Raw genomic sequence first — 12,674 nt, forward strand, 5'->3', positions numbered from 1 at the left:
TTTTGAATTCAGGACAGGAGAAGAATGGTGACCGACTGGAAAAAAATCACGGGATTGCTGGGTTTGCTGCTGGTGGGGGTGCTGGCCGGCGCTGATGACGTGCCGGAATTGCGGCCGTGTCTGCATTTGACGGCGGAAAATTTGCCGCTTGGCGAATTGACGGTCTGGAAGGCGGAAAATGGTAATGCGCGGTTCAGCGCGCCGGCCGGCAGAGGGCCGGCAGTGGCCGCATCGGCGATCGGCCGGAAAAAAGGAGTTGTTTTCGCTGGCGGCAACTGGCTGGAGGGAATGGCTGTGCTGCCGGAGAATACCCGCAACTATACGCTGGCTGCCGTCTGGCAGCGGCATGCGCGCAGCGGCAGCGAGGTGATTGTGGAGCAGGCGGCGCCGGGCAGCGGCCGTCGGGCGGCGTTGCTGACCGTCGGGCGGCGTTATGGCTATAACGGCGAGAACAATGACGCCCACGGTCTGGCCGAATACCAGGCCGGGGAGCCGGTAGTCAGCGTGCTGCGGGTAACCGGTGACGGACGCGTTGCGCTTTGGCACAACGGGATGCCGTTTTACGGCGGAATCAGTGCCGAGCTGATGAATTTGGGGGCGGAACAGTTCCGGATCGGCATGCGCGGTTCCGGAGCGGAGGGGCTGCATGGCGCCATCGGCGAAATTCTGATTTTCGACCGGGCGCTCGACGACCGGGAGGCGGAAGCGCTTTCGGAGCGGTTGATTCGACGCTGGGCGATCTTCGATCAGCCGGACCTGGCGGTGGCGAATGGCGATTTCGAGGACGGCGGGCTTGAACCCTGGCGGCCGGAGGGGGAGGCGTTCCGGGTGGTGCGCGGCGATGCGCTGGGGACGCCGGCTGGACAGCATGGCCGTTACTGGGTGTCGAGTTTCGGGGAAAAAGACGGCGACGCGGCGACCGGCCGGTTGCTCTCGCCGCCGTTCCGGGTGGAAAAAGGTTATCTGAATTTTTTGATTGCCGGCGGCCGGTTGCCGGAGACTTTGAAATTGGCGGTGGAAGTTGACGGCGAAACGGTTGCCGCGGCGACCGGCGACGATTCGGAGTTGCTGCGGCCGGCCGCCTTCGATCTGCGGCCCTGGTTGGGAAAAGAGGCGCGGATTGTGCTGGAAGATCGCGAAACCGGTTCCTGGGGGCATTTGAATGCGGATTGCTTCCGGTTGACCGACGAGCCGCTGGTGATGGTTGATTTCCGCCATGAATTGCCGATCGACCGGCGTTATTTGCTGCTGCCGGTTTCGCCGGCGGCCGAGTTCGCCCGTTTGCAGTTGCAGGTTGACGGCGAAAGGGTGGCGGAATTCGAAGCGCAGTTGACCGATGGCCGGGAGCCGTGCCGGTACGCCGTTTACGACTTGGCGAACTGGCGCGGCAAACGGTTGGTCATCACCGGCGACGGTTTGACGCCGCGTCAGGCCGGGGCGGTAGAGGCGCTTCGAATTGCCGACGCGGTGCCGGATGAGGAAAATGATTATGCTTTGCCTTACCGCAATCAGTTTCATTTCTCGGTCCGGCGCGGTTGGAACAACGATCCGAATGGCCTGGTGTACAACCGGGGGCGCTGGAACCTTTATTACCAGTACAATCCGGTCTTCCACGGCTTCAACGGCCAGAACTGGGGGTATGCCCATTCCGATGATCTGGTGCACTGGCGGGAGGAGGGAATTGTCCTGCCGGTGCGTTCGCTCAGGGATCAGGCCTATTCCGGCGGCGGCTTTCTGGATTTCAACAACACGCTCGGCCTGAATCGGGACGACCGGGTGGCTCAGGTGGCCGCGTTCACATCGACCGGGCGCGGCGAATCACTCGCCTACAGCCTGGACGGCGGCCGTTCGTTCACCGAAATCGACGGTAATCCGGTGTTGCGGCAGCCGGGCCGCGATCCGCGGATTTTCTTTCACCGTCCAACCGGCAAATGGGTGATGATCGTCTACAACGAGACCGACGGCGTACAGCCGGAGGCGCGGCCGGACCAGCAGAACCGCCGCAACAGCAATTTTTCGATCTTTTCCAGCCCGGATCTGCGTAACTGGACGCTGGAGAGCCGCTTCACTTCGCCGATGCGGATCGCCACTTACGAATGTCCGGATTTGTATGAACTGCCGATCGAAGGAAAAGACGGCGAGACGCGCTGGGTGGTGTCCGGGGTGTTCAACTACTACCACATCGGCCGGTTCGACGGCCGGGTGTTTACACCGGAAGTCGGGCCGCTGCAGGTGGAATTCGGCAATGTCGCCGCCTCGCAGAGCTTCAGCGACAATCCGGACGGCCGCCGCATCCAGATCGGCTGGAACCAGTATCAATACGGCGACCCGCTGGTCCGTTTTTCGCAGGGGTTCACGCTGCCGCATGAAATGACGCTGCGGGAGACGCCGGAGGGATTGCGCTTGTTCAGCAATCCGGTTCGGGAACTGAAGGCGCTTCGCTGCGGGGAACCGGTCCGGCTCGATCGGCCGACGCTGGCTGCTGCCGACCGGGCGTTGCGGGATGTCGGCGGGGAGCTGCTGGAAATTGCGCTGCGCTGGCGGCTGGCCGCCGGCGCCGAATTATTGTTGACGGTCAACGGCATGGAATATCCGCTGACCGGAACCGGGTCGTTGCGGCTCTATGACGACCGGGCTGTCGCCGAAATTTTTTATGACGATGGCGCGAAGGTGGTGGTGCGCAATAAACCGGACGCCTTGATTGGCGATACCCGCTGCAGTCTGACTGCCGAAGGGGAGGTCGAACTGTTGGGATTGGACATTTACCGGCTCAAATCGATCTGGCCGCCTCGGCCGTAAAACCGGGGCCGGCGGCGGCAGTGCGTTTGGGCGAAGTTTTGCTAAAAATCCCGATGTTTTTTGCTTTTTTATTTGCATCGCGTTAAAAAAGCTCTATTTTTGACGCGACGCCATGGGATTGTCTCATAATCCGGCTTGGCTGGCGATTTTCCGGCCAAGCCGTTATCATTTTAGCTAAAACTGACGGAATTTTGGAGAAATGCTTTATCTGCTCGAGAATGTCGACCTCTTCGGTTTTTCACTGCGGTTGTTCGGTTATGTCACCTTCCGGGCCGGCGGCGCGGCGCTGACGGCGATGCTGTTCGTCATGTTGTTCGGTCCCTTTACCGTGCGGCTGCTGAAGCGTTACCGGGCGCTGGCGATGGACCGCTACAAGGATGTGCTGCCGGAGGGATTCATCGACAAACGGAAAAATGCGACGCCGAGTATGGGCGGGCTGCTGATGCTGGCCGGCGTCGCGCTGGCGACGGTGTTGTGGACCGAATTGTTCAATCCGACCGTGCTGGCTTTGCTGTTCTGTACCGTGCTGATGGGGCTCATCGGTTTCGCCGACGACTATGTCAAAGTGACGCGCAATCCGAAGGGAATTTCGGCCCGGGCCAAGTTCCTGGCGCAATGCCTGGTGGCGGCCGGAACCATATTGTTCCTCTACTGGCAGCCGTTCCAGCCGGAACTGGCGGAACAGATGAATAAGCTGTTCGTCCCGTTCGTCAAGGAACCGGTGCTGCAGAGTCAATGGGTGCTGCTGCTGGAAATGGTCGTCATCGTCGGCGCGTCCAACGCGGTCAATCTGACCGACGGCAAGGACGGCTTGGCGACCGGCAGCGTCATCTTCTGCGCTTTGACTTATGCGGTGATCGCCTACGTCTGCGGCCACCGGGTCTTTGCGGAATATTTGAACGTGCCGGGCATTCCGGGCGCCAGCGAAGGCGTGGTGTTCGCCGCGGCGGTCATCGGCGCCTGCATCGGTTTTTTGTGGCACAACTGCTACCCGGCCTCGATGTTCATGGGCGATACCGGCAGCCTGGCGCTCGGCGGCGCCATCGGTTTGCTGGCGGTGCTGGTGCGGCAGGAGTTGCTGCTGGTGCTGACCGGCGGCGTCTTTGTCATGGAGGCGCTGTCGGTGGTCATTCAGGTCGCTTCGTTCAAGCTGACCGGCAAACGGGTGTTTCTCTGTGCGCCGATCCATCACCATTTCGAGCGCCGGGGCTGGACCGAGACGCAGATTGTCGTGCGGTTCTGGATTCTGGCCGGCATTTTCGCGCTGCTGTCGCTGGCGTCATTGAAACTGCGCTAGCCTGAATGTTGCATGAAACTTTCGAATCGTCGAGAAATGTTCAGAAGATTCGGAAGTTTTTATTTTCAGAGTCGGATATTGTCGTTTTTTTGCAAATTGAGCATATTCCCCCTTTCCCCCGTTGTTGTTCGGCGAGCCGGTGACAGCTCTCCAAGGTTTTATTCCCAAGCGATGATTTTCGCAGCGATCAAGCGGAGGAGTTCCTGATTTGGACAAGCACTTGAAAGAGCAACATAAATTTTTCTGGTATTCCGCCGAATAATGGCACCGATTTTCACCAGGTATAAGCGAATGCTGCCGCAGGTAGCCTCGGCAAATTGAGTTCCTGTCAACAACAATGCCCGAAACCGTTCCATGAGAATATAAGCCAAACTTGAAAGCAGAAGCCGGAATTGATTTGCCGCAAAGTCATGGCAGCTCGTCCGATCAGCGAAAAGATCCAGCTGCTGTTCCTTGATCCTGTTTTCCATCTCACCTCGGGCGCAATAGACTTTTTCATAAAGATATTGTCCATCATCATCAAGATTGGTGACGATAAAACGATTATTCGGTCCGGGGGAGTTGAATTCCGCTTTGGCAATCACCCGGCGCGGGTATTTCCAAGTTCCTGCCGCATATTCGAACTGAGTAAACAGTTTTGCTTTTTCATGTGTTTCGTTGTAAAGTGCTTCCGCTTTCACTTGAAGATCTTTTGATAATTCCAGCAAACGTGGATTTTTCGCCAATCCGACAATATATTTGACCTCATTTTTATCACACCAGTTCAGCATTTTCTGCCGACAAAAGCCACTGTCTCCCCGGAAAATAATCTTAACCTTCGGCCATTTCTGCCGAAAGCGCTTTACCAGTAGCGAGAGAATCGCCCAAGCATGCTTGGCCGCATCAATTTTTGATGGACGCAAATAAGCCACAAGCAATTGATCCCCGCAGAAAACATACAACGGCAAAAAGCAATAGTGGTCATAATAGCCATGAAAAAAGCGATTTTCCTGCATCCCGTAAGTGAGGTCATCGGTAGCATCGAAATCAAGAATCAATTCTCGAGGCGGCGTGGAAAAACTTTCGATAAAGAATTCGACAAACAATCGGCTCAAATCTACGCAAGCACGACGATCGATTCCATTTTCGAATCGACATAAAGTGCTTGGAGTGGCGAGTTGACGATCACGACCGACAACAGTTTGAATCAGCGGATCAGTTCGCAATTCATGATGGTCATTGAGATCTTCATGGCCGGCAACCAAACCAAAAACTCGTTGACGAAGCATGCTCAGATAGGAATGCTCAACTTTTCCGGGCTGTCGAAGATCAAAAGAATCCAGCAGGTTACCGGCGCGCCGGGTCAAACCGAGTTTGCGGTCGAATTCTTTCACAAAAAGCAACCCGCCGTCACTGCTGATATCTCCACCGGCGAAATTGAATTCAATTTTTCTGCTTTTCGGACCTTGAAAGACCGGAATCGAAACATTACATTTTGTCATTGGCAGACCTCGGCGTTATATTGTGATGTAAGATATTACAATATAATACGTTAGTCGAGAATCTGCCTCTTTGTTTTTGAAAATTTACGCAATATTCAGGCTAGGAATGGGTGATGGAATCGGAATGTTGAATTATAGAAGAAAATATTACGAGAAAAAACTGAAAATTTTGGCAATAGATAATTCTCCCGATGGTAGTATTATTGATAGTCGAGCTTTTGGGGATATATGGACAGGAATTGATCCGGAACATGTTCTTCGTTTTGCAACTTCTGCTGAATTGATAGAAAAATTGAAAAATAAAATTAAGAATTATGATTCTGAAGGCGAATGTGGACAATGTATCAAAAAACTTACTATTGTTGCGCATGGTTGGGAAGCTACGGGATATATTGCTGAAGTTGCCGTGACGCACAGTATACTTACAGCGCCACCAATGCTTCGTCAAAGAGATGTAATTAAAGTTCTTGATGATATAAAAGGATTATTATGCCGAGATGCTACAATAAATTTTGCGATGTGTTATACTGGTGATGGTGAAGAAGGAGATAAATTGGGGCAGGCACTTGCTAATTATTTTGATAGTGCTATTGTATTGCAACAAGGACAAAGAAGTTCTATTTTGGTATATTCTATTTGGAATATATTCTATAAATATCCTTTTAAAATAAAATTTTTTACTCCAATAGGAAAGAATGAAAATAAATGAAATATAAAAAAACAATACTAGTAATCTTCTTTTTTTTGATCTTTTTAATAATTCTAACTACTCTATGTCGGAATAAACCACCAGAATATATTTCTGGTTTTGTAAATTTCTATTTCAATGGAAAAAATTATGATCTGAGTCTCTATAATGAGAAAGCTTATTTGATATCAGAAGGATTTGTAGGAGCTACCGAAGCTAGTGAGCTAGGGCTAAATGGAAAAGCAATTTTTGGTCACATTCAGCTGGAAGATGATGACCGCAAACTGACTTGTTATATGGCTAACGATGAAATCTTTATTGTAATACGTCGGGGAGAGGCGGGGGGTATTTATAAATTAACCTCAACTTCTTTGATGGCAGAAATAATAAAAAACGTATTTTATAAAGTTGTTCCTGATTCTTTAGAGACAGATGGAATTAGTCAAAAAGATTTATAATTAGTAAGTAACGCTCATAAATTATAACTTTGATATAATTACTGGCTGGGAGTTACCGATGATTGAGTCTGCAGAAGAATTTGTTCGTTTAAGAGAAAGCGAAATTGAAGAAGAATATGAACGGGCTGCAACTGATGAGTTGCCTTTAAATGTTTGCTTGGATATAATTGCTCGTTTTCCACATAAGAAACAATGGGTTGTTATCAACAAAACAGTGCCAATTGAAATTTTAGAATTATTAGCCGATGATGAAGATGTTCGTTTTGAGGTTGCGACAAAACGTAAATTAACGAGGGATTTATTCCTAAAACTATCCAAAGATCCTGATGCAACGGTGCGGGAAAGGATTGCTTGTAATGCAAAAACTCCAATTGACATTTTAAGAGGAATGTATCCGGATGAATGGGATTATATTAATGAAACTTTAGAGGAGCGCATAAAAGCTTATGAAGAAAAGAAAAATAATTTAATTGGAAGATAGTAACTTGCATCGCACAAGGAAAATCGAGCGTAAATCTGTTGTGTTTTTGTTCTGCTATTAAATGCTGATAGAACCTTGTGCGAATATGAGAATATCTATGACTATCTGAACTTTCGGAGCAAGCAGAAGGTGATCCTGAAATCGGGCGCGACCGGCCAGACGCGGTCGGAGGTTGCTTACGTCTACGACGGCTGGAATGTGGTGGGAGTCTACGACACCACGACGGCGGCGCCGACTTCCTTGAAAGGGTATCTGTGGGGCGAAGACCTCTCCGGCAGTTTACAGGGCGCCGGCGGGGTCGGCGGACTGCTGTCGGAGAAGCGCGGCGGGCAGACTTATCTGCCGGTCTATGACGGCAATGGCAATATCATGAGTTACCTGAACGCGCCGACCAAGGCTTCGGTGGCGGAGTACATCTACGACGCCTTCGGCCGTACCATATCTTCGAGCGGCGCGGAGGCCGACAACTTCACCTACCGGTTCAGCACGAAGTCGATGGACGGTAACGGCCTCTACTACTACGGTTACCGTTATTACGATCCGCAGCATGGAAGATGGATCAGCCGCGATCCGATCGAGGAAAATGGCGGCGTGAACTTGTATGGAATGGTAGAAAATTGTACCATTAATAAATTTGATATTAATGGCTTAGCTTGGAAAATTGAACGTGATAAAAAATCGTGGGCTAACGCAACTAGAGAATTTCTTGAAGATGATTTTAAAATATTATCTGAATTGGTTAAATTAGAGCATTCTGAGCTAAAGAAATGGTTAAAAAATGAAGATGGTTCTGAGGTATCTGATAAAGACTTAGAAACAAAATGTAATTTTAAAGTTCCCAATACGATGATCGTTTATACGACTAAATCTCAATGGGGAGATGGTTGGCTTGCTTTTGTAACACAATTAAAATTAATGGCTGTAAAATCGGGAAATAATTATAGAAAAAAGAATTATTTAGTTATTGAACATAAATGGGCTAGCTCTGAATCATTGTTTATTTCGCTATGGGAAACTGATGGAATTGTCGCTTTTGCATTTGCTGGGCATGGTTCTACGGCAGGTTTTAATTCTGAACCGACTAGTATTCATGAAGTTAATACAAGTTCTTGGGATGTGAATCCTCCATATAAGCTTCAAGCGATAGGAGCCTATACTTGCTTCAGTTCAACGCGACATTTTGCGGGTATAAATGCAGATGGTACTCCTATTGATCGAAGCTGGAAGGATTTGATTTCTTCTTTAGGAACTTTTTTAGGTTTTAGTGGCGCTGTTAATTATTTTACTGCGTCATATTATCTAGAGGCAATAAATATAGGGTATGATAATATTCCGTAAAAATTGGAGGTTAAGTAAATAATATGATTAGCATGAGTAAAATCAAAGTGTTTTTTAAAATAATTGATCTAGTATTATTAATTGTTACACTCAATTGTATTGCAGAATATTACTATAAAAAAATAGTTATAAATGAAGTCGAGAAAATAATCTACAATGTCTATAAAGAGAAAGCAAGTCATGAATCACAGGAAATAATTTTTACTCCGGAAATTTTACAAATATTGGAAAGTGTAAATAATATATCCGGTAAATATCATGGTGCAAGTCTATTAATATACGAAATCACTGTACTGATGATTATCTATCTAATATCAATTTATTCACGAAGGAAATTACTATGTCGTGTTTCTACAAATAGGTACAATAACTACAAGGATATCTAATACAAAGTTTCAGACTTTAAGATATTTGATGCTGAGTGATGCGTCATATAGCTACACCTTGAACATCAAGGACCAGCGGATCAAGACGACGCTGGCGGACGGCAGTTACTGGGATTACGCGTATGACAACTATGGACAGGTGATCAACGCGGTGCGTAAAAACGCTTCCGGAGGGATCGCCGGGCAGTCGTTCGATTACAGCTTCGACCAGGTCGGCAACCGTCAGTCCGCCTTCCAGGGAACGACCGGCAGTGATTCCCAGTGGAGCTATACGGTGAATGCGGTGAATCAGTATTCGCTGATCACCGAGCCGAATGGCACCACTTACGCACAGGTGCATGATGCGGACGGCAACCTGACCGGCAGTTATACGACGCAATATACATACGATGCCGAGAACCGTCTGAAAACGGCGGATGTCGGGACTTATCGTTATGAATATACTTACGACTATTTAAGCCGGCGGATCAGGCAGAAGGTGATTCTGAAATCGGGCGCGACCGGCCAGACGCAGTCAGAGGTCGCTTACGTCTACGACGGCTGGAATGTAGTAGGCGTCTACGACACCACGACGGCGACGCCGACTTTCCAGAAGGGGTATTTGTGGGGCGAAGACCTCTCCGGCAGTCTGCAAGGCGCCGGCGGGGTCGGCGGGCTGCTGGCGGAAAAGCGCGGCGGACAGACCTATCTGCCGGTCTATGACGGCAACGGCAATATCATGAGCTNCCAGAAGGGGTATTTGTGGGGCGAAGACCTCTCCGGCAGTCTGCAAGGCGCCGGCGGGGTCGGCGGGCTGCTGGCGGAAAAGCGCGGCGGACAGACCTATCTGCCGGTCTATGACGGCAACGGCAATATCATGAGCTGCCTGAACGCGTCGACCAAGGCTTCGGTGGCGGAGTACGTCTACGACGCCTTCGGCCGCATGGTGTCATCGAGCGGCGCGGAGGCCGACAACTTCACCTACCGGTTCAGCACGAAGCCGATGGATGGCAGTGGCTTGTACTACTACGGTTACCGTTACTACGATCCGCAGCACGGCCGATGGATCAGCCGCGACCCGATTGAGGAAAATGGCGGCGTGAATCTATATGGATTTATCGGAAATAATGGCATTATATTTATTGATGTTCTTGGTTTGACTAAAGCCCCAACAATAAATCCTGATGGGACTGTAACTCCTGGGGATTCTGATTGGTATAATATGCATTCCAATCCAACGGTTGCAGCTCGTAAANTCGGAAATAATGGCATTATATTTATTGATGTTCTTGGTTTGACTAAAGCCCCAACAATAAATCCTGATGGGACTGTAACTCCTGGGGATTCTGATTGGTATAATATGCATTCCAATCCAACGGTTGCAGCTCGTAAAAGAAGTAGATATATTAATCCTCGTTCGAAAAGAGAAAACCTAGAATATTGTGGCTATGTCTGTAAAAAGTGTGTTAATGGTGAAAATAAATATTTCACTACCCAAGTAGTTGGTACGATAGCAGGTTGTAGGCCAAGTGATGCTCCATGTCCAACCGATTCTACTATTGTTGCGTATTGGCATACACATGGAGGAGTAGATCCCAATTATAATAATGAGGATTGGTCAAATGCTGACTTGGATTTTGCTGATCGTTACGGAATTGATGGCTACCTTGCTACTCCAGGAAATAAGTTTCATCAATATATTCCGGATAGAAGTCATCCTAGCGGCAGAGGGACAATTATTGACAGAGGAAATTTGTAAATGAATATCTTAACCTGAATATTGCGTAAATTTTCAAAAACAAAGAGGCAGATTCTCGACTAACGTATTATATTGTAATATCTTACATCACAATATAACGCCGAGGTCTGCCAATGACAAAATGTAATGTTTCGATTCCGGTCTTTCAAGGTCCGAAAAGCAGAAAAATTGAATTCAATTTCGCCGGTGGAGATATCAGCAGTGACGGCGGGTTGCTTTTTGTGAAAGAATTCGACCGCAAACTCGGTTTGACCCGGCGCGCCGGTAACCTGCTGGATTCTTTTGATATTCGACAGCCCGGAAAAGTTGAACATTCCTATCTGAGCATGCTTCGTCAACGAGTTTTTGGTTTGGTTGCCGGCCATGAAGATCTCAATGACCATCATGAATTGCGAACTGATCCGCTGATTCAAACTGTTGTCGGTCGTGATCGTCAACTCGCCACTCCAAGCACTTTATGTCGATTCGAAAATGGAATCGATCGTCGTGCTTGCGTAGATTTGAGCCGATTGTTTGTCGAATTCTTTATCGAAAGTTTTTCCACGCCGCCTCGAGAATTGATTCTTGATTTCGATGCTACCGATGACCTCACTTACGGGATGCAGGAAAATCGCTTTTTTCATGGCTATTATGACCACTATTGCTTTTTGCCGTTGTATGTTTTCTGCGGGGATCAATTGCTTGTGGCTTATTTGCGTCCATCAAAAATTGATGCGGCCAAGCATGCCTGGGCGATTCTCTCGCTACTGGTAAAGCGCTTTCGGCAGAAATGGCCGAAGGTTAAGATTATTTTCCGGGGAGACAGTGGCTTTTGCCGGCAGAAAATGCTGAATTGGTGTGATAAAAATGAGGTCAAATATATTGTCGGATTGGCGAAAAATCCACGTTTGCTGGAATTATCAAAAGATCTTCAAGTGAAAGCGGAAGCACTTTACAACGAAACACATGAAAAAGCAAAACTGTTTACTCAGTTCGAATATGCGGCAGGAACTTGGAAATACCCGCGGCAGGAGATTGCCAAAGCGGAATTCAACTCCCCCGGACCGAATAATCGTTTTATCGTCACCAATCTTGATGATGATGATGGACAATATCTTTATGAAAAAGTCTATTGCGCCCGAGGTGAGATGGAAAACAGGATCAAGGAACAGCAGCTGGATCTTTTCGCTGATCGGACGAGCTGCCATGACTTTGCGGCAAATCAATTCCGGCTTCTGCTTTCAAGTTTGGCTTATATTCTCATGGAACGGTTTCGGGCATTGTTGTTGACAGGAACTCAATTTGCCGAGGCTACCTGCGGCAGCATTCGCTTATACCTGGTGAAAATCGGTGCCATTATTCGGCGGAATACCAGAAAAATTTATGTTGCTCTTTCAAGTGCTTGTCCAAATCAGGAACTCCTCCGCTTGATCGCTGCGAAAATCATCGCTTGGGAATAAAACCTTGGAGAGCTGTCACCGGCTCGCCGAACAACAACGGGGGAAAGGGGGAATATGCTCAATTTGCAAAAAAACGACAATATCCGACTCTGAAAATAAAAACTTCCGAATCTTCTGAACATTTCTCGACGATTCGAAAGTTTCATGCAACATTCAGGCTANCGCCGAACAACAACGGGGGAAAGGGGGAATATGCTCAATTTGCAAAAAAACGACAATATCCGACTCTGAAAATAAAAACTTCCGAATCTTCTGAACATTTCTCGACGATTCGAAAGTTTCATGCAACATTCAGGCTAACATAATCCAATAGGCGATCAGCCATAGCTCAAAGCGCTTGGGGGGTTCGAGATGGATTTTGGTTGTAAACCGCAGGCCGATACAGAGTATATGATGAGGATTTACGGCAGAAATCGGCTCGAAAGCACAAGCGGTGAATCGATGAATGTGAGCGAACCAGTATTACACTGGAAACAGCACGATGCAAAACCAAATATCAAAAAACAGGGTATCGGATTCATCAGTCAAGCCGATTTTCGGGCGATTTGAAGGCAACTTCCATGAATAAA

The 12,674-nt window shown here is 48.5% G+C and carries 10 protein-coding genes; 9 read left to right on the plus strand and 1 reads right to left on the minus strand.

What is annotated here, in order from left to right; all coding sequences use genetic code 11:
* The first annotated feature begins 24 nt into the window (after window positions 1–24).
* Together HWX74_RS13985 and mraY are read left to right on the plus strand one after the other, a co-directional pair.
* The gene (locus HWX74_RS13985) at window positions 25–2,799 is read left to right on the plus strand and encodes a glycoside hydrolase family 32 protein (RefSeq protein WP_176014123.1); all 2,775 of its coding nucleotides are present in this window, start codon (window positions 25–27) and stop codon (window positions 2,797–2,799) included.
* 199 nt (window positions 2,800–2,998) lie between these two features.
* Window positions 2,999–4,096 (plus strand): phospho-N-acetylmuramoyl-pentapeptide-transferase, encoded by a 1,098-nt coding sequence (gene mraY / locus HWX74_RS13990; RefSeq protein WP_176014124.1) that lies wholly within the window; start codon window positions 2,999–3,001, stop codon window positions 4,094–4,096.
* 158 nt (window positions 4,097–4,254) lie between these two features.
* Here the strand turns inward: mraY and HWX74_RS13995 are convergent, their stop codons facing one another.
* Window positions 4,255–5,577 (minus strand): IS1380 family transposase, encoded by a 1,323-nt coding sequence (locus HWX74_RS13995; protein ID WP_176011736.1) that lies wholly within the window; start codon window positions 5,575–5,577, stop codon window positions 4,255–4,257.
* 124 nt (window positions 5,578–5,701) lie between these two features.
* Here HWX74_RS13995 and HWX74_RS14000 point away from each other — a divergent pair, with 124 nt between their 5' ends.
* From HWX74_RS14000 to HWX74_RS14030, 7 genes are all read left to right on the plus strand, one after another.
* On the plus strand, window positions 5,702–6,286 hold the full coding sequence (locus HWX74_RS14000; protein ID WP_176014125.1) for a hypothetical protein: 585 nt from the start codon (window positions 5,702–5,704) through the stop codon (window positions 6,284–6,286).
* Window positions 6,283–6,723: a hypothetical protein gene (locus HWX74_RS14005; protein ID WP_176014126.1), complete on the plus strand. Its 441-nt coding sequence runs from the start codon at window positions 6,283–6,285 to the stop codon at window positions 6,721–6,723. The genes HWX74_RS14000 and HWX74_RS14005 overlap by 4 nt, the downstream gene beginning before the upstream one ends.
* A 58-nt stretch (window positions 6,724–6,781) precedes the next feature.
* Window positions 6,782–7,204, plus strand: a complete 423-nt coding sequence (locus tag HWX74_RS14010; RefSeq protein WP_176014127.1) for a hypothetical protein — start codon at window positions 6,782–6,784, stop codon at window positions 7,202–7,204.
* A 129-nt stretch (window positions 7,205–7,333) separates the two neighbouring features.
* Window positions 7,334–8,542, plus strand: a complete 1,209-nt coding sequence (locus tag HWX74_RS14015) for an RHS repeat-associated core domain-containing protein (protein ID WP_217704963.1) — start codon at window positions 7,334–7,336, stop codon at window positions 8,540–8,542.
* A 414-nt stretch (window positions 8,543–8,956) separates the two neighbouring features.
* A complete protein-coding gene (locus tag HWX74_RS20540) occupies window positions 8,957–10,666 on the plus strand; it encodes an RHS repeat-associated core domain-containing protein (RefSeq protein ID WP_176014128.1) in 1,710 nt (569 codons plus the stop codon).
* A gap of 113 nt (window positions 10,667–10,779) precedes the next feature.
* Window positions 10,780–12,105 (plus strand): IS1380 family transposase, encoded by a 1,326-nt coding sequence (locus HWX74_RS14025; RefSeq protein ID WP_176014129.1) that lies wholly within the window; start codon window positions 10,780–10,782, stop codon window positions 12,103–12,105.
* A 351-nt stretch (window positions 12,106–12,456) separates the two neighbouring features.
* Window positions 12,457–12,654: a hypothetical protein gene (locus HWX74_RS14030; protein WP_176014130.1), complete on the plus strand. Its 198-nt coding sequence runs from the start codon at window positions 12,457–12,459 to the stop codon at window positions 12,652–12,654.
* Window positions 12,655–12,674 lie beyond the last annotated feature (20 nt).

The sequence above is a fragment of the Victivallis sp. Marseille-Q1083 genome, from assembly GCF_903645315.1.
In the GTDB taxonomy this organism is placed as follows: domain Bacteria; phylum Verrucomicrobiota; class Lentisphaeria; order Victivallales; family Victivallaceae; genus UMGS1518.